Source organism: Robertmurraya beringensis, from assembly GCF_042433785.1.
GTDB classification, from domain to species: domain Bacteria; phylum Bacillota; class Bacilli; order Bacillales; family Cytobacillaceae; genus Robertmurraya_A; species Robertmurraya_A beringensis.
In genome coordinates, this window is record NZ_JBHLUU010000032.1 from 139,884 (window position 1) to 158,899 (window position 19,016).

18 protein-coding genes are annotated in these 19,016 nt (G+C 43.3%); all 18 read right to left on the bottom strand.

Going from position 1 to position 19,016, the window contains the following annotated elements:
• Positions 1–141: 141 nt before the first annotated feature.
• The 18 genes from murA to atpA all read right to left on the bottom strand — a co-directional run bounded on the left by murA (position 142) and on the right by atpA (position 19,010).
• Positions 142–1,449, bottom strand: coding sequence for a UDP-N-acetylglucosamine 1-carboxyvinyltransferase (murA, locus tag ACFFHF_RS11250; protein WP_377058171.1), 1,308 nt, complete (start codon positions 1,447–1,449; stop codon positions 142–144).
• Positions 1,450–1,481: 32 nt separating this feature from the next.
• Entirely contained in the window at positions 1,482–2,228 is a 747-nt protein-coding gene (locus ACFFHF_RS11255; RefSeq protein WP_377058172.1) for a YwmB family TATA-box binding protein, read from the bottom strand.
• A 164-nt stretch (positions 2,229–2,392) separates the two neighbouring features.
• A complete protein-coding gene (locus ACFFHF_RS11260) occupies positions 2,393–2,638 on the bottom strand; it encodes a DUF1146 family protein (RefSeq protein ID WP_340905905.1) in 246 nt (81 codons plus the stop codon).
• 348 nt (positions 2,639–2,986) lie between these two features.
• On the bottom strand, positions 2,987–4,504 hold the full coding sequence (nuoN, locus tag ACFFHF_RS11265) for an NADH-quinone oxidoreductase subunit NuoN (RefSeq protein WP_377058173.1): 1,518 nt from the start codon (positions 4,502–4,504) through the stop codon (positions 2,987–2,989).
• Between the two features lie 6 nt (positions 4,505–4,510).
• Complete coding sequence (locus ACFFHF_RS11270; protein ID WP_160545849.1) at positions 4,511–6,007, bottom strand: complex I subunit 4 family protein; 1,497 nt, start codon at positions 6,005–6,007, stop codon at positions 4,511–4,513.
• Positions 6,004–7,872 carry an NADH-quinone oxidoreductase subunit L gene (nuoL, locus tag ACFFHF_RS11275; protein ID WP_340905911.1) on the bottom strand — a complete coding sequence of 623 codons (1,869 nt, stop codon included), beginning with the start codon at positions 7,870–7,872 and terminating at the stop codon, positions 6,004–6,006. The genes ACFFHF_RS11270 and nuoL overlap by 4 nt, the downstream gene beginning before the upstream one ends.
• Before the next feature lie 89 nt (positions 7,873–7,961).
• Positions 7,962–8,276 (bottom strand): NADH-quinone oxidoreductase subunit NuoK, encoded by a 315-nt coding sequence (gene nuoK, locus ACFFHF_RS11280; protein WP_160545851.1) that lies wholly within the window; start codon positions 8,274–8,276, stop codon positions 7,962–7,964.
• A complete protein-coding gene (locus ACFFHF_RS11285; protein ID WP_340905916.1) occupies positions 8,273–8,794 on the bottom strand; it encodes an NADH-quinone oxidoreductase subunit J in 522 nt (173 codons plus the stop codon). The genes nuoK and ACFFHF_RS11285 overlap by 4 nt, the downstream gene beginning before the upstream one ends.
• The gene (nuoI, locus tag ACFFHF_RS11290; RefSeq protein ID WP_119710242.1) at positions 8,791–9,210 is read right to left on the bottom strand and encodes an NADH-quinone oxidoreductase subunit NuoI; all 420 of its coding nucleotides are present in this window, start codon (positions 9,208–9,210) and stop codon (positions 8,791–8,793) included. Before nuoI ends, ACFFHF_RS11285 begins: the two co-directional genes overlap by 4 nt.
• Positions 9,211–9,501: 291 nt before the next feature.
• Positions 9,502–10,515 (bottom strand): NADH-quinone oxidoreductase subunit NuoH, encoded by a 1,014-nt coding sequence (gene nuoH, locus ACFFHF_RS11295; protein WP_119710243.1) that lies wholly within the window; start codon positions 10,513–10,515, stop codon positions 9,502–9,504.
• Complete coding sequence (locus tag ACFFHF_RS11300) at positions 10,515–11,615, bottom strand: NADH-quinone oxidoreductase subunit D (RefSeq protein ID WP_377058174.1); 1,101 nt, start codon at positions 11,613–11,615, stop codon at positions 10,515–10,517. The genes nuoH and ACFFHF_RS11300 overlap by 1 nt, the downstream gene beginning before the upstream one ends.
• 3 nt (positions 11,616–11,618) lie before the next feature.
• Positions 11,619–12,899, bottom strand: a complete 1,281-nt coding sequence (locus ACFFHF_RS11305; RefSeq protein ID WP_377058175.1) for an NADH-quinone oxidoreductase subunit C — start codon at positions 12,897–12,899, stop codon at positions 11,619–11,621.
• A gap of 3 nt (positions 12,900–12,902) precedes the next feature.
• The gene (locus ACFFHF_RS11310) at positions 12,903–13,415 is read right to left on the bottom strand and encodes a NuoB/complex I 20 kDa subunit family protein (RefSeq protein ID WP_377058176.1); all 513 of its coding nucleotides are present in this window, start codon (positions 13,413–13,415) and stop codon (positions 12,903–12,905) included.
• Positions 13,406–13,780, bottom strand: a complete 375-nt coding sequence (locus tag ACFFHF_RS11315; protein WP_066059966.1) for an NADH-quinone oxidoreductase subunit A — start codon at positions 13,778–13,780, stop codon at positions 13,406–13,408. The genes ACFFHF_RS11310 and ACFFHF_RS11315 overlap by 10 nt, the downstream gene beginning before the upstream one ends.
• A gap of 741 nt (positions 13,781–14,521) precedes the next feature.
• On the bottom strand, positions 14,522–14,926 hold the full coding sequence (locus tag ACFFHF_RS11320; protein ID WP_160545856.1) for a F0F1 ATP synthase subunit epsilon: 405 nt from the start codon (positions 14,924–14,926) through the stop codon (positions 14,522–14,524).
• Between the two features lie 22 nt (positions 14,927–14,948).
• Positions 14,949–16,370 carry a F0F1 ATP synthase subunit beta gene (gene atpD / locus ACFFHF_RS11325; RefSeq protein WP_066059969.1) on the bottom strand — a complete coding sequence of 474 codons (1,422 nt, stop codon included), beginning with the start codon at positions 16,368–16,370 and terminating at the stop codon, positions 14,949–14,951.
• 196 nt (positions 16,371–16,566) lie between these two features.
• Entirely contained in the window at positions 16,567–17,424 is an 858-nt protein-coding gene (locus tag ACFFHF_RS11330; RefSeq protein ID WP_340905927.1) for a F0F1 ATP synthase subunit gamma, read from the bottom strand.
• 77 nt (positions 17,425–17,501) lie between these two features.
• Entirely contained in the window at positions 17,502–19,010 is a 1,509-nt protein-coding gene (atpA, locus tag ACFFHF_RS11335; RefSeq protein WP_340905928.1) for a F0F1 ATP synthase subunit alpha, read from the bottom strand.
• Between the last annotated feature and the right edge of the window lie 6 nt (positions 19,011–19,016).

The following is a 19,016-nucleotide window of genomic DNA, read 5'->3' on the forward strand; positions in this document are numbered from 1 at the left end:
ATGACTTTTTCTTATATCATGAATAAAAACATCATGGATGCATCACAATATTCTAGGTGGTCATTCTTTATGTAATAAAAATGTAAAAAACCGCAGAGTATGGAATACTTCTACGGTTTACATTTACGAATATACATTTATTTAAGCATTCATATCGCTAACGTATGTTTTTTCAATCGTTTCAACGACTTCTGTCACACGCTCGATATCTGCACCAAGTGCTGCAAGCTTCTGGTGGAAGTCAACATACCCACGGTCTAAATGCTTAAGCTCTGTTACACGAGTGATGCCGTCAGCGACTAATCCTGTTAAGATAAGCGCAGCAGCCGCACGTAGATCTGTTGCAGCAACCTCTGCTCCTTGCAGGTTAGATGGTCCATTCATAATCACTGAACGACCTTCAATTTTAATATCAGCATTCATACGACGGAATTCTTCTACGTGCATAAAACGGTTTTCAAATACCGTCTCCGTAATCATACTAGTTCCTTTTGCATTAAGAAGTAATGCCATCATTTGTGATTGCATATCTGTTGGGAATCCTGGATGTGGCATTGTTTTGATATCCACGGCTTTAAGCTTATCTGGTCCAATGACACGTAAGCCGTCTGCCTCTTCTTCAATAATAACGCCCATCTCTTCCATTTTCGCAATAAGTGAGGTCAAATGTTCTGGAACGGCTCCTCTTACAAGCACGTTTCCACCAGTAATAGCGGAAGCAACCATGAATGTTCCAGCCTCGATACGGTCAGGAATAATATGATGCTCGCAACCGAAAAGAACATCTACACCTTCAATGCGAATCGTACCTGTTCCTGCTCCTCTAACCTTGGCACCCATCTTGTTAAGGAAATTAGCTAAGTCCACAATTTCTGGCTCTTTCGCACAGTTTTCCATCACTGTTGTACCATTGGCAAGAGTCGCTGCCATCATAATATTTTCAGTCGCACCGACACTTGGGAAATCTAAATAGACTTTTGCGCCGTGTAAGCGACCTTCTGGAGCTTCGGCTTCAATAAATCCGTTTCCAACTTTTACCTTAGCACCCATAGCTTCAAAGCCTTTTAAATGCTGATCAATTGGACGTGAACCAATTGCACAGCCACCCGGCAATGCAACTCGTGCACGGCCATTTCTTGCTAGCAATGAACCCATAACTAGTACAGATGCTCTCATTTTTCTTACATATTCAAATGGTGCTTCTTCTCTTAATACTCCAGATGCATCAACCGTCACCGTGTTATCTTTAAATCCAACATTGGCATTCAAATAGCGTAACACTTCGTTGATTGTATATACATCGGAGAGCGTCGGCACATCTTTAATTACGCATTTTCCATCACTTGCTAATAATGTTGCGGCGATCACAGGCAAAACTGCATTTTTAGCGCCTTCTACTTTCACTGAGCCACTAAGCCTTCTTCCGCCGCGGACGATGATTTTTTCCAAGTGTATTCCCCTCCGCGTCCATTTTCTCTATATTAATATTCAATCGTAATGATTGGTGTGCCAACTACTAGGGTAGTCTTTGCGCCCAATCCTTGCGTTCTAAGTCCTACTTGTAAGTTCATTTCTTTCTGGTTGCTTGTTAAGGTTTCTGACAACATTGGCGAATACGCCGATGATGATACAAAATTATTTTCGTCTAATGACTCGATCTCTTCTGCCTTAAACTGTGTAAGCAATCGATTAACAGTATCAGGCAAAGACTTATTCATCTTATCACTGAATTCGCCTTTTATACAAGAGAAAATTGTTGGTTTTCCTCGAAAGATGTCAGAGAGCTGCAATGGTAGTTCATTTTCAAGAAATTGTGTGGTTTGTTGCGAAAATTTCACGTCATTCACCTCATAAATGATATACGTTTGAGGTTGATGATTTGTGAGGGTTGTTAAAACTTGGATTTTTTCCTTTGGACCATGGTCAGTGGTGCTTATACCTGTAGCTTCCCACATATTCGCTTTCGAATTCACGTTCCACGACCATTCAGGAAATTTTTTTTGCAAGTCGTTGCTGAACTCCTTCACGTCCTCAAGGCTGTCTAAATGGTCCACTTTCTCTCTTGCATGCAGAGACCATCCAGTGATGGGAATTTGTTCCCCTTCCACGACAGAAGCAAGTGTTAGTAAGTCAAGCTGTTCTTCAGCTACTATCGTTTTATTCCCAATGTTTATAATAGCAAAACCTGTTAAGCACATAATTAATAAGACATAAGAAAGTTTTTTCATCTACAATTCCTCCCCTTACTACCATTGTTACCAGGTAGCAGAAGGACATACTTGGGAATTGTCGTCACTTTTTGACAAGTCTTATGTAAGGTTTTGTGCAGTAACACACAAAGAGAATTGTACTTAAATTTAGCCGTTAATAAAAATGTCAGAAGACCTATATTTTACATAATCATTTGAAAGAGTAGTGGTAGTTGTTGTGACCAAAGCAGGTAATCCAGGAAAAAATTACTAACAGCAGAACCAATCACAATGGATAAAAATATAAACAACACTCGTGCTTGCAATACATGGTTCCCTCTTAATAGCTTTTCGTAATTAATGGACTGAAGCGCCCACCAGGCAAGTGCAATAAAAAACAAATGCGATAAAATGCTAATTAATGCTTGATGTCCAAATTCTGCGATCATCCATACCTTCTCTCCCTTATACAATTGGTCTTTGGGCAAGCCTACCTTTCATTGTATCATTTATGTAACAGAAACAGAACCACATACCTCATTATTGACGAGTAAGGTTGTGGAAAAGTTTCATTTTTTTAGGAGATTTTTATCAGTTGATGGTTTTATGACATATTCGAGCTTGGAGTACCACCGTTACGCGTCATAAAACACTCTTTACCCTACGCCCTAACAATAAAAACCTCTATGCACAAAAAAGAAGAGGGTTCCCCAACCCTCTTCTTGCTAATTCTATTAAAACCCCATCTTACCGTCTAGCAAAAGTCCCCCAACTCTTGCTAGTTTTTCTTCCATTACCTATTGAAACATGTCCGAAAAGCCGTTGAAGTGATTGTGCAAGAAATCAAACGCCAAATTCGGGAATAGACCAAACACAATGGTTGCTGCGACCGTAGTGACTAACACAACGATGATTCCAGCTGGCAGTTGGATTTTTTCATCGGTTGCTGCTGGTCGGAAGAACATTTGTGTAAAAATGCCGAAATAGTAGAAGTACGAAATGACGGTCGTGGCGATCATGACCGATGCTAGCACATAGTGTGCTGGATCCACATAGAACGTTCCCATAAAGATGTTCAGCTTTCCAATAAAGCCTGCTGTTCCTGGAATTCCCGCTAACGAAAGGAGGAACACTCCCATTGAAACAGCCAAGATTGGTGAACGCTTATAAAGGCCAGCAAATGCACTAATATCTTCATTATCTGATTTTCCACTGATCAGCTGAATGATGGCAAACGCACCAAGATTCATAAACAAGTAAGCTCCTAAGTAGAACCACATCGCGTCAAACATGAATGCTGACAGAGCCGCTATTGCTACCAACAGGTAACCCGCATGCGCAATGCTGGAGTACGCGAATAATCGTTTCACATTGCGCTGACGTAACGCAATGACGTTTCCGATAATCATCGTTGCTCCTGCTAGCAGTGCGATATAATCCTGCATCTTAATCAACATCGGATACGATGCCGTACTTGAACCAGATGGTGCCGCCCCGTATACAGTCAAAAGAATACGAAGCAAAATCACGAATCCAGCTGTTTTGGACACCACGCTTAAAAACGCAGTAACTGGAGTTGGTGCTCCTTGATACACATCTGGTGCCCACATATGAAACGGTACAGAAGCCAGTTTAAACGATAAACCAACAAACACTAGTAAGAAGGATAAACCAAGCAAGTAGATCTGCTGTGTATCAAAATTCGCTGATAACACACCTGTAATCTCGGTTAAGTTGGTTGATCCGGTTAAACCAAACACATAGCTTAATCCAAACAGTGTGACAGCTGTTGAAATTCCGCCATTGATGACATATTTCATGGCTGACTCATTGGATGGAAGATGCTTTTTACGAATCCCCGCTAATATATAAGAAGAAAGTGATAAAAGTTCAAGTCCGACAAATAATGTGATTAAGTCTCCGCTCGACGTCATAACCATTGCTCCAAGCAAAGCGGTTAAAAACAAATAATAGAACTCTCCCTTGTACTCCTTCATCTCTTCTTTGGGTTCGTAGCTGATCGCAAGTAGCATAACAAGCGCTGCACCAAGGAGCAGTAACAACTTGAATGCTTTTGCGTACGAATCTAAGCGAAACGTATCATATAAAATACTCGTTAATTCTAAATCCACCAATCCTAATAGTGAGACAAACGCTGCAATAATGGCAGTGAATGCAATCCAGCCAAGAATTTTTCGATCTTGGTCTTTCGGCATGAACAAGTCCATGATGGAAAGGATGGTTGCAATACCAAGGATGATGAACTCCGGTGTCATAATTGCCCATTGATACGATAACATTTGTTCAAGATCCATCCTTCATCACCCTCCTAACCCAAGCATGATAGTCTCAAGTGTGGCTTGTAGTGGTTCACTTAGTACACTTGGGTAAACACCAATTAACACAATTAACGCGACAAGCACGAGTACCGGCGCCCATTCAAAAGAACGAATATCTGATACGCTAGTGAATTCTCGATGCGCTTTTCCAAACGTTATCCCTAAAACCGCTCGCAGTAAGTACACAGCGGTTAAAATAATGCCTAAGCAGCCGACCGCAGCAAGGACAGGCATGGCCTCGAATAATCCTAAAAACGCCATGAACTCACTTACGAATCCACTCATTCCCGGTAAACCAAGAGAAGCCATGGCTCCCGCTAATAAGAAACCAGCTGTGATTGGCATTCCCTTTGCCATTCCGCCAAGCTTCCCGATATGAGACGTATGGAAACGCTCATAAAAGATTCCCACTAAGAAGAACAATAGTGCGGAGATCAACCCGTGAGAAACGACTTGGAAGATCGCTCCTTGAATACCCGCTTCATTAAGTGCTCCTACTCCGATTAACACAATTCCCATATGAGAAATCGAAGAGTATGCGAGCACCATCTTGAAATCCTTTTGAACCAGTGCAAGGAACGCACCATACAATAAGTTCACAACACCGAGCGTGGCAAGCAACCAAGCGATAGAGGTGAATTGTTCTGGAAAAATGCCCATTCCGAAGCGAATTATCCCGTATGCTCCAATTTTCAAAAGAATGCCTGAGTGAAGCATAACGATCGATGGTGGAGCCTGAACGTGAACGCGAAGCATCCATGTATGTAACGGAAAAATAGGTAGCTTTACACCAAACGCCACTAACAAGGCAAGTAAAAGCCCCATTTTAACGGAGTCCGTAATGCGAGCATGGCCTGCATCCGCTGTTAGCAATTGCTGTAACACATCAATATTGGATGTTCCTGTGCGAGCGAACAACACCATAATGACAATCAGTAGAACTGCTGAACCAAGTCCATTGTAAATCAGGAAGCTATACGCTGCTTTTTCTTTTTCATGATAACCCCATTTTCCGATTAAAAAGAACATCGGAATGAGTGTGATTTCAAAGAATAAGAAGAACAGAATTAGGTTTTCAGCAACGAATACTCCGAGCATTCCTACTTCAAGGAGAAGGAATAACATGAAGTAGCCCTTCCACTCTTTTTTAATATGAAGCGAAGCAATAGCCGCTAACAAGGACAGAATACTTGTTAAAACCACCATGATCAGTGAGAAGCCATCCATCCCTAACTCAAACGGGATTTCAAATACTCCTTCACTTATGCCAAAGTGAATCCAGTCCCATTTCAGATTGTACTCAAACAGTTCTGTTCCATTTTTATATTGAGAGAAAACAGCCAATGAAAGAACCATTGCTGGCAAAGTCGCAAGAATCCCAACCAGCTTAATAGAACTCTCTTGCATTTTTGGTATAAATGATAAAACGAGAATCCCAAGTAACGGGGAAAACACGATGAGTGCTAACATCAAATTCATCCGAAGTACCCCCCTGTTACAGCAAAAATCACAAATAAAACAGCTAAGCCAACAAAGGCAACGGTTCCGTACATTTGCACCTGACCGTTATGTACGCGTGAACCTGTTTTTCCAAACGTTTGAACAATCTGGGTAACGAGGTTAACGATTCCTTCCACAATAAACACTTCAATATACTTGAGGAACAAGCTAAAGAACTTGGTTAACTTCACAATCGTTAACTCGTAAAATTCATCTATAAAGTATTTGTTGTATAAAACACTGTACGTCACTGGTGCACGGCTGGATAACCAATCGCGTGACAGAGACTTTTTCCCATACATGAGGTAAGCAATGAAAATTCCCGCAAGTGACACAAGTGTTGCCACAATCATAATCCACGCTGGACCTTCGACGTGACCATGGCCAAGTGCTTCATTCCCCTCCACTAACCAATCTCCTAAAAATGTTCCAAACCAAGGTGTGTTCACATAACCAGCAACCACTGCTAGTACTCCAAGCACAACCATTGGAAGTGTCATTACTGCAGGAGACTCGTGTACCTGCTTGATTTCTTTTCTAGCCTCACCAGTAAAGACGAGGAAGAATAAGCGGAACATATAAAAAGCCGTAAAGAAGGCGGCGATCACTGCTAACCAAAATAATGCCGTGTTTCCATGAACCCAAGCAGAAATTAAGATTTCATCTTTACTAAAGAACCCGGAGAATAATGGAACTCCACTTATCGCCAATGTCCCCACTAAAAATAATGGACCCGTGACGCGAAGCTTTTTCCATAAGCCACCCATTTCTTCAATGTTCTGCGTATGAACGGCATGGATAACACTACCTGCTGCTAAGAATAATAACGCTTTGAAAAACGCGTGTGTCATCAGGTGGAATACCCCAGCCACATAACCAGCTGATCCAAGTGCTAACATCATATAACCTAACTGAGATACCGTAGAGTAAGCAAGGATCCGTTTGATATCGGTTTGAACTAAGCCGATGCTAGCCGCAAAGATCGCGGTAATCGCCCCCACTACTGCTACTGTCATTAATGCGGTTTCACTCGCGGTGAAAAGCGGGAACAAAGCTGCTACTAAATATACCCCTGCCGCAACCATCGTTGCCGCGTGGATTAATGCCGACACAGGCGTCGGACCTTCCATCGCATCCGGTAACCAGGTGTGAAGCGGAAATTGACCTGATTTCCCAACGGCACCAATGAAAATTAGGATCGCCGTTAATGTGATCATGCTTGTAGAAATCGAACCCGCCTCTACCGCAGCAAAAATCTCATCGTATTCAAAGCTTCCTACCTGCCAGAATAATAGAATCATCCCGATAAAAAGGCCCACATCCCCGATACGGGTCATGATAAAGGCTTTTTTTGCAGCCTTTTTGGCGTCTTCCTTAAAAAAGTAGAAACCGATTAATAGGAAAGAGCCAACGCCGACTAATTCCCAGAAAATATACGTTTGTAAAAGGTTGGGCGATAATACTAAACCAAGCATTGCAAACGTAAATAATCCTAAATACGCGTAAAAGACATGAAAGCGTTCATCGTCATGCATATACCCCTTTGAATACGTATGTACAAGCAAACTAACAAGAGATACGATGACGAGCATTAGCGCATTTAACTGGTTTACTTCAAAACCCGCTGTTAGTTGAACATCTCCGATCGAAAGCCATGTGCCTTCTGCTTTATAGGTCGGTTGTGTAAAACGCGCAAATAAGACAATAAGCGAATAAACAAACGACACACCCACTAGCAGAATACCGACAAAGGCGCTGTTTTCCTTTAGCTTTTTTCCGAACAGAAGAAGGAACAAAAATGATAGTAGCGGGAAAAGCGGTATGATCCATGCATTTTCCATCAATATCACAATCCCCTTTTAGAACGCGCACCGGTTTTTTTTATGTTGCGCGTTTGATTGAGGCCCGCTGTAAATAAGCGAGTCATATTTTTCTAATGCTTTAAGGTGTTCATTTCATCCATATTAACGGTTTTTCGATTACGGTAAAGGGCAATTAAAATCGCCAACCCAACGGCTGCCTCCGCTGCTGCCACAGCGATCGAAAATAATGCAAACACTTGACCCGTAATCCCTGGGTTCGCTCCGTACTTACTAAAGGCAACCAGATTTATATTGACTGCGTTTAGCATCAATTCAATGGAAATTAATACAATCACTGTATTTCGCTTCGTTAATGCACCGTACAATCCGATACAAAATAGAATTAACGCAAGCGTGAGGTAGGCTGAAACGGGAACTGAGCTCATTCCTTATCCGCCTCCTTTTCATCATCTTTTTTCGCTAACACAATCGATCCGATCAAAGCAACTAATAAGATGACAGATGTGATTTCAAATGGAATCACATACTTTGAGTAAAGCGCCACCCCAATTTGCTCGGTATTATTTTCATGAAGCGTGTTTGGTCCAGAAGCCAAATCTAGGTCATACACCCCGATATACATCACAACCGCAAATCCGAGGACACCGATGAATAGGAGAGTCTTTCGAATCCAACCTTCCTCTGGTTCGCTCGTATCATTATGACGGGTAAGCATAATCCCAAATAGCATAATGATGGTAATGGCGCCTGAGTAGATTAGTATTTGAACCGTTGCGACAAATTCAGCAGAGAGCATCACGTAAATTCCCGCAATGCTCACAAAGGTGAACACAAGAGCTACGATCATATGAACAACCTTCGTCAAATTCAACAACAGAACGCCGCCAATGACCGCAACGAGCGCTAGCGACATAAATGCGATTAATTCACCCGTAACTGTCATGCTTTATTCACCTTCCGAATATTTTCATCGTTCTCATCTAACCATTCTAGGTTTTTAAAAAGCTCATCCCGGCTATATTCCGCGAGCTCAAAATTATTTGTCATAATGATGGCCTCTGTCGGACATACCTCCGTACAAAGATCACATAGGATACAGATTTCGAAATTGATATCATACGTATCAATGATTTTTCCTTTTTTCGTAGGGTCAGGGTGTTTTTTCCCGGTCAATTGAATGCAATCGGTTGGACAAATGGCTGCACACTGATTACAGACGATACATTTTTCGGGGTAAAACTTCTGTATCCCACGGAACCGGTCCGGAAGTGGCAGCGGCTCATTTGGATAATCGTAGGTTACTTTTTCTCTTGCTAGGTTCTTGAGTGTATAGGCTAACCCTTTTGCTAATCCAAGCACGTTGACTCACCCTCTCTAGTAAGTAGGCTTTGTTTAGGTAAAGGATCTATTTCACCTTCCGTTCGCTGGTGTTGCTTTGCAACAAAGGCTACTTCAGGCGAAACAGCTCCTTAATGTGTCTGTTAAACTGGGGTGTTGATTTCCGCTCCGGGCGCTAGCTTTCCTGGGGGCGTCCGCCGAGCCTCCTCGTCGCTATCGCTCCTGCGGGGTCTCGCCTGTGACGCTGATCCCCAAGGAGTCAAGCACCCTCCGCTCCAATCAACACTGTGTATAATCAACTGAGTTCCTATCTTAAAAAAGCTTAAGCAATTCTTTTACCAATGCTGTTAAGAAAATGTTCGCCAAGGCTACTGGTAATAGTACCTTCCATCCGAATTCCATTAGTTGGTCTGCTCTTAGGCGTGGGAAGGTTACTCGGATCCAGACTAGGAAGAAGATGACGACGCTGAATTTTAGAGCGAACCATACGGCTCCTGGGATGAATCCTAAGAAGTCGAATGGTGGTAGCCATCCTCCTAGAAATAGTACGGTTGTTAGTGATGCCATTGCGAATAGGTACACATATTCAGCGAGCATGAAGAATGCCCATCGGAAGCCTGAGTACTCAACGTGGAATCCGGCTACTAGTTCGGATTCGGCTTCTGGCAAGTCAAACGGTGTACGGTTTAATTCAGCAACAGAAGCGATGATAAACACAAGAAACGCTATCGGTTGCCAAATAATGAACCAGCCTTGCTCATCTTGAGCGGCGACGATATCGTTTAAATTCAAGCTGCCTGCAAAAAGGATGACTCCAATTACCGACATCACGAGTGGGATTTCGTAGGAAATCATTTGGGCTGCTGCACGCATCCCACCAAGTAGTGCGTACTTATTATTTGATGCCCATCCACCTGTTACCACTCCCACAGTGGTTAAACCTGAAATGGCAATATAGTACAATAATCCAACACCAATATCAGCAAACTGAAGGTGATCGGTTAACGGAATCGTTGCAAGCACCATAAATGCCGGTGCAAACGCAATGACAGGTGCAAGGATAAAGAGCGGGCGATCTGCTAGCTTCGGTATCGTATCTTCTTTTAATAGAAGCTTTAATACGTCAGCTACCGTTTGTAAAAGTCCCCAACGTCCTCCAACCTGATTGGGTCCGTGACGAAGCTGCATGAAACCCATGACTTTTCTTTCTGCTAAAATCGCATACGTAACAAATCCTAAAACCACTAATAATAGAACCGTTGCTAGTAAAAAGAAAATCCCAAAGTTTAAGAGTCCTGGTTGTGATTGCAGCAGTTCCTCTACCATTAGCCATCAACCTCCCCTAGGACAATATCAATTGCACCTAAAATCGCGATTAAGTTTGCTATATTTTCTCCCTCCAATAGCTTCGGAAGGATTTGCAAATTGTAAAAAGAAGGTCTTCTAAACTTCAAGCGGTACGGCTCTTTTTTTCCATCACTCGCGATGTAACATCCAATTTCTCCACGAGGTGACTCGATACGAACGTAAGCTTCACCTTTTGGTGCTTTAATAATCTTCGGAACTTTCGCGAGGATTTCCCCTTCTTTCGGGAACTGCTCGACCGCTTGTTCTAAGATTTTCAAAGATTCCTCAAGCTCCGCTAGACGAACATGATATCTTGCCCAAGCGTCTCCACCCTCTTGAACAGGAACGTCAAAGTCAAATCGGTCATAAATCGAATACGGCTCATCTTTACGAAGATCCCATTTGACTCCCGTACATCTAAGGTTAGCTCCACTTAATGAGTAGTTAATCGCATCTTCTTTCGTGTAGCGACCCACACCCTTCACTCGGTTCATGAAAATTTCATTCCCCGTCACGAGGTCATGATAGCCCTTCAGCTGTTCACGCATATATGGGATAAACTCATCCACTTTTTCAATCCAGCCCTCAGGTGCATCCCACTTTACGCCACCTACCCGCATGTAGTTAAACGTAAGACGCGCACCGGATAATTCATTTAACATATTAATAATCATTTCACGCTCACGGAATGCGTATAGAAACGGACTTACCGCCCCGATATCCAATAAGTATGTACCCCACCAAACGAGATGACTAGCAACACGACCAAGCTCCATCGCGATAACACGGAGGTATTCCGCTCGATCTGGAATCTTTAAATCCATCATCGTTTCAACTGCATGACAGAGCACATAGTTGTTTGTCATTGCTGCTAAATAATCGAGTCTGTCTGTGTAAGGAATGATTTGAGTGTATTGTAAATTCTCAGCTAATTTTTCCGTTCCACGGTGTAAGTACCCAATAACTGGCTTTGCTTCCTTGATGATTTCTCCATCAATTTTCAACACCAGTCGGAATACACCATGTGTACTTGGATGCTGAGGACCTACGTTTAAAAGCATTTCTTCCGTTCGAAGCACTCGTTACACCTCCACATCGTATGGTTCATAGTCTTTGCGTAGAGGGTGACCAATCCAATCATCACCGAGCATAATTCGGTATAAGTTCGGATGATTTTTAAACTGAATTCCTAGTAAGTCATATGTTTCGCACTCCGGCCAGTTGGCACCTGCCCAAAGCTTCGAAAGCGACTCTACCTCAGGTTTCTCGCGATCAATCTTCACCTTTAACGCAACGGATTGCCTGTTATTATATGAGTAAAGATGAGCATACACTTCCATGTGCGTCTCAAAATCTCCTCCATGAAACTCTGATAAATAATTAAAGCCAAGCTGCTCATTGTAGCGAAGGAACTCAGCAATTCTATAATAGTTTTCCGGCTTCGCCACCAAAGTTGGCACGTCCTTCGACAGATTATTAATATAGAAGTCTTCCAATACATCCTTGCCCAGATGCTCTTCAATGACCTTCACGTATTTATCCAAATACGGTTGGTTTGGTGAAGGTACCAGTTCTTCTGGAGCCTCTTCTTCCGCCGGCTTTGCCTTGGCTCTTGCAGCGGCTGCAGCTGCAGCTTTCGCTTTTGCGGCAGCAATCGCCTTCGCTTTTTCATCATCTCCAGCGGTTCCGCTTTGTGCGGCTGCTTTAGCTTTCGCGGCGGCTGCGGCTTTTGCCTTAGCTGCTGCGATGGCTTTTGCCTTTTCGTCATCACCCGCTGAAGTACCTTCTGCTCCGCCCTGCTGTTTTGCTAGTGCGGCGGCCTTCGCTTTTGCTGCTGCTGCGGCTTTCGCTTTCGCAGCGGCGATGGCCTTTGCCTTTTCGTCGTCTCCCGCTGGTGCTTCTTCGGCCCGACCTTGCTGTTTTGCTAGTGCAGCGGCCTTTGCTTTGGCTGCTGCTGCAGCTTTCGCTTTCGCGGCGGCAATGGCTTTTGCCTTTTCGTCGTCTCCCGCTGGCGCTTCCTCTGCACCGCCTTGCTGTTTTGCTAGTGCGGCGGCCTTTGCTTTGGCTGCTGCTGCAGCTTTCGCTTTCGCGGCCGCTTTGGCTTTTTGTTTAGCTAAATCTGTGTCATCAGAGCTAGACGATGCTTCTTCGGCCTGCTCTTTTTCCTTCATTTTCGCTAGTGCAGCTGCTTTGGCCTTTGCAGCGGCGGCAGCCTTGGCTTTTGCTTTTTCCTCATCCGTCATCGGCTTTTCAGTGGCTGCTTCTGTTGAAGCTTCCTTCGCTTTCATTTTTGCAAGTGCGGCCGCTTTTGCTTTTTCCGCAGCTTCCTTCTTTAACTGTTCCAGGTCCTTTTCCCCACTCATGGATTAGATCACCCTCTTCCCAGTCTTAGCCTCATAGCGAATTTTTTCCTTCAATTTATTAATTCCGTAAATAAGTGCTGCTGGGTTAGGAGGGCAGCCTGGAATATACACATCGACAGGTACGATTTGATCGACACCCTTCACGACTGAATACGACTTTACATAAGGTCCACCAGCTGTAGCGCATGAGCCCATCGCAATTACCCACTTAGGCTCAGGCATTTGATCGTAAAGTCGACGGACAATTGGCGCCATTTTCTTCGTAACCGTACCCGACACAATCATGACATCTGACTGACGTGGAGACGTACGAAAAAACGATCCGAATCGGTCAAGGTCATAGTGTGAAGAACCTACGCCCATCATTTCGATCGCACAACAAGCAAGCCCGAATGTCATTGGCCACAATGAATTGCTTCGTGCCCATGCTTTAATTTGTTCTAGTGTTGTTAAAAATACATTTCTCTTTAACTCTTCTAATTCTTCTGGTGAGATGTTTTCCAATTTTAAGTCCATTTTAACACCTTCTTCTTCCAAGCGTAGACAAGTCCTACAAGCAGCATTAATACGAAAATAAGCATTTCAATCAATGCAAAGATACCGAGTTTCTCATAAGCTACTGCCCATGGGTAAAGAAACACGGTTTCAACATCAAAGATTACAAACATTAGAGCAAAAATATAATAGCGGACATTGAACTGCACTCTTGAATCGTGAAATGGTTCAATTCCGCTTTCGTATGTGGTGTACTTCGCATCATAAGGCTTATACGGACGCAATAGTTTCCCCAGAAACAGCGCAACCACAGGTAATAAAACACCTAGACATAGAAACACAAAGACAATCAGATAGTTATTCTGATATACATTTAAAAGCTCCATGTCCATCCCCTCCAATGTCTTATAATTTTCTAAACATTAAATTATGTAACCGAATTCATTATAACACTGTTACAAATTTGTGTCGACAAGCCAAAGACTTTTATTGGAATTTCTGAAAAATTGTTTCTTGTCCCTCGAGGATATAGTATGTGAAATAATAATCTTTATTCTATTAAATGGTAAAAAGCGGTGTTTGTCTGTGAGAATAGTCAATGAAATATGAAAATATTATTATTTTTGGTGGATTAGTAGATCAAGGAGGTGTGCTTGGTTGTCTTTGTTTGATTCAGTTACCATGCAAGCTTTTTTTCCAGCTCTACGGGCACTAAAGCCTGACTTTGATTACCGTCACACTGCTTTTCCCTCGCTCACGGGAACCTAACACCCACTCTGGTTACCGTCTCACAGTTTTTTCCTCGCTCACGGGAACCTAACCTCCACTTTGGTTACCGTCACACAGTTTTTTCCTCGCTCACGGGAACCTAACCTCCACTTTGGTTACCGCAACACTGCTTTTTCCTCACTCACGGGAACCTAACTACCACTTTGATTACCATCACACAGTTTTTTCCTCGCCCACGGGAACCTAACTACCACTTTGATTACCATCACACAGCTCTCCTCTCTCTCACGGGAACCTAACACCCTCTTTTTCCCCGCTCAACCAAAAAATAAACATAAAAAAACCCCCTCCGACGATCTGACTAAGAGTCGCCAAAGGGGGTTGGTTGATTGATTGTTTTATCGCTTCTCTGAAACAGAGATACGGTTGATGGCACGTTGCAATGCCATTTCGGCACGCTTGAAGTCTACGTGTGAACGTTGTTGCTCGCGCAGGCGTTCTTCAGCACGCTCTTTTGCACGTAGTGCGCGTTCGACGTCGATGCTATCAGATACTTCTGCAGATTGAGCCAAGATGGATACTTGGTCAGGACGAACTTCTAAAAGACCGCCACTTACTGCTACGTATTCTGTTTTGCCGCCGTTTTTCAAACGAACAGATCCAATTTGTAACGGTGCGACCATTGGAATATGTCCTGGTAAAATACCTAACTCACCACTTTGAGCTTTGGTGCTTACCATTTCCACATCTGATTCATACACCGGGCCATCGGGAGTAACAACACTGACTTTAATCGTCTTCATTTTTTACCCTCCTGGTCCTAATTTAGACCTCTACGCCCATTTTCTTTGCTGATTCGATTACTTCTTCAATTCTACCTACAAGACGGAATGCATCTTCTGGAAGATGGTCATACTTACCTTCTAGGATTTCCTTGAAGCCTTTCACCGTTTCTTTAACAGGAACATATGAACCTGGTTGTCCCGTGAACTGTTCTGCCACGTGGAAGTTTTGTGATAAGAAGAACTGGATACGACGCGCACGACCTACGATAAGCTTATCTTCGTCAGATAGCTCATCCATACCTAAGATTGCGATGATATCTTGTAGTTCTTTATAACGTTGTAATGTTGACTGAACTTGACGAGCTACTGAGTAGTGCTCTTCTCCAACGATTTCTGGTGACAATGCACGAGAAGTTGAAGCAAGTGGATCCACCGCTGGGTAGATACCCATCTCAGAAAGCTTACGCTCAAGGTTAGTTGTTGCATCTAAGTGAGCGAATGTTGTAGCTGGAGCCGGATCCGTATAGTCATCGGCAGGTACATAAATTGCTTGGATAGATGTAACAGAACCTACGTTAGTAGATGTGATTCGTTCTTGCAGTCGACCCATTTCCGTAGCAAGAGTTGGTTGGTAACCTACCGCTGAAGGCATACGGCCTAAAAGGGCAGAAACCTCAGAACCTGCTTGTGTGAAACGGAAGATGTTATCCATGAAGAAAAGAACGTCTTGTCCTTGATCATCACGGAAGAATTCAGCCATTGTCAGACCCGTTAGAGCAACACGCATACGTGCCCCAGGCGGCTCGTTCATTTGTCCGAATACCATCGCTGTTTTCTTAATAACTCCAGAGTCAGTCATTTCGTGGTAAAGGTCATTACCTTCACGTGTACGCTCACCAACACCTGCGAATACGGAGATACCACCGTGCTCTTGAGCGATGTTGTTGATTAGCTCCTGGATAAGAACTGTTTTACCTACACCGGCACCACCGAATAGACCGATTTTTCCACCTTTAATATATGGAGCAAGTAAGTCTACTACTTTGATACCAGTTTCAAGAATTTCTACTTGTGTAGAAAGTTGCTCGAATTTTGGTGCTTCTCTATGAATAGAGTCACGACGAGCACTTGCAGGAATATCCTCGTTTAAGTCGATTGCCTCACCAAGTACGTTAAATACACGTCCAAGTGTTACATCACCAACTGGTACAGAGATAGCAGCACCAGTGTCTTCTACTTCGATTCCACGAGTTAATCCGTCAGTAGAAGCCATTGCGATGGTACGAACTGTATCGTCACCTAAGTGAAGGGCAACTTCAAGGGTTAAGTTGATATCAACTTCAGATTCGCTCTGCGCGTTGTTTACAATTTTAAGTGCATTATAGATCTGTGGTAGATGACCGCTTTCGAACTTTACGTCAACAACCGGACCCATAACTTGAAGAACGCGTCCTTTAGTCATTGTGTTCCCTCCTTAATACTTCATAAAACTTAGCAAATATAATCTATGGATATTAGGTCCATAGAAGAATGGTATTGTGTTTCGGTGTCCAGCTCCAGCGGCTAGCTCCTCGGGGTCATAAGCCAAAACCCTCCAGAGGTCAGGACCTCTTGCGGTTTTCGTCTTATGCCTGTCGGAGCTGTTCAAGCCGCTTCCGCTATTCTAACGCCGCTGCTCCACCAACAATCTCAGTAATCTCTTGTGTAATTGCCGCTTGACGTGCACGGTTGTAGACAAGGCTTAGGTTGCTGATTAGCTCGTTTGCGTTGTCTGTTGCATTTTTCATAGCCGTCATCCTTGCAGCATGCTCACTTGCTTTACTGTCAAGAAGGGCGCCATAAATTAGGCTTTCCGCGTACTGTGGCAATAGGACATCAAGAATTTCCTCCGCAGATGGTTCAAACTCGTAAGATGTAAGTTTCCCTTCTGATTGAATATCAGTTAGAGGAAGAAGCTTCTTCTCCGTTACATCCAGTTGAATCGCACTTACGTAGTGGGTGTAATATAGGAATAACTCATCAAACGTCTCATCAGCAAACATACCGACGGTTTTTGATGCGATGTCTTTTATTTCAGCGAAGCTTGGTTGATCTGGAACTCCAATGATGTCCAGAATAACCGGCATATTGCGTTTCTTAAAAAAGTCACGGGCAACACGTCCGATTGCGATAATCGCAAACTCATCGTTTGATTGGTGACGGCTTTTAATTGTATTAAATAGCTGCCTTAGCACGTTACTGTTGTATGCACCCGCTAGACCACGGTCAGAAGAAATGACTACATACCCAGTCTTTTTTACCGGACGGCTTGTAAGCAATGGGTTTTGCACGTCCTTACTTCCTTGTGCGATCGAAGCAGTAACCTCTTGAATCTTCGTCATGTAAGGAACGAAAGACTTCGCGTTCATTTCTGCACGATTCATCTTTGCAGCAGATACCATTTGCATGGCTTTTGTAATTTGGCTCGTCTTCTTCGTCGAAGTAATACGAGATTTTATATCGCGTAATGATGCCACAGATTCTCACCACCTTGTTTTCAAAGTGAAACACTTGGGAAAGAGGAAGAACCGGTCTTCCTCTTCCCATTTATCAATTACTCACTAACAGCAAACGTCTTTTTGAAGTCGTTGATTGCTGATACTAATACATCGTCAGCTGGAAGGTCTTTTGTTGTTACGATTTGGTCAAGCACTTCCTTGCGGTTGTGGTCTAACCAACTTAAGAACTCACCTTCGAAACGCTGGATATCCGTTACTGGAATATCATCTAAATGGCCTCTAGTTAATGCGTAAAGAATCATAACTTGCTTCTCTACTTTTAACGGCTTGTTTAGATCTTGCTTTAGAACTTCAACTGTACGAGCTCCACGGTTAAGCTTTGCTTGTGTTGCTTTATCTAAGTCAGATCCGAACTGAGCAAATGCTTCTAGCTCACGGTATGAAGCAAGGTCAAGACGCAGTGTACCTGCAACCTTTTTCATCGCTTTAATTTGGGCAGAGCCCCCTACACGTGATACAGAAAGACCTGCGTTGATCGCTGGACGTACACCAGAGAAGAATAGGTCAGATTGTAAGAAGATTTGTCCGTCCGTAATCGAAATTACGTTTGTTGGAATATAAGCAGATACGTCACCTGCTTGAGTTTCGATGAATGGAAGAGCTGTGATTGAACCAGCACCCTTTGCATCGCTAAGCTTTGCAGCACGCTCTAATAGACGGCTGTGTAAGTAGAATACATCCCCTGGATATGCTTCACGACCTGGAGGACGACGTAGTAATAGTGATAATTCACGGTAAGCCGCAGCTTGCTTAGAAAGATCATCGTATACTACTAGTACGTGCTTGCCATTGTACATGAACTCTTCACCCATTGTTACACCAGCATAAGGAGCTAGGTATAATAATGGAGCTGGTTGAGATGCAGAAGCTGTTACAACGATTGTGTACTCTAATGCACCCATTTTACGAAGGGTTTCAACTGCGTTACGAACCGTTGATTCCTTTTGTCCGATGGCTACATAGATACATACCATGTTTTGATCCTTTTGGTTAAGGATGGTATCGATAGCAACAGATGTTTTACCTGTTTGACGGTCTCCGATGATTAACTCACGTTGACCACGACCGATTGGCACAAGTGCGTCAATCGCTTTAATACCCGTTTGAAGTGGCTCGTGTACAGATTTACGATCCATAACACCAGGTGCTCCAGCTTCAATTGGACGAGATTTTGTTGTTTGAATTGGACCCATACCGTCAACCGGTTGTCCAAGAGGGTTTACCACGCGGCCAATTAGCTCTTCACCAACTGGAACCTCCATGATACGTCCTGTACGACGAACCTCGTCACCTTCACGAATATCTGTGAAAGGTCCAAGGATGATAATACCAACGTTATTTTCTTCTAGGTTTTGCGCCATACCCATAACGCCGTTCGAAAATTCAACTAGCTCACCTGACATTACGTTGTCAAGACCATGAGCACGAGCAATTCCGTCACCAATTTGGATAACAGTACCTACATCACTCACTTGAATTTCCGACTGATAGTTTTCGATTTGCTGTTTTATCAGCGCACTAATTTCTTCAGCATTGATGCTCATGAGTTT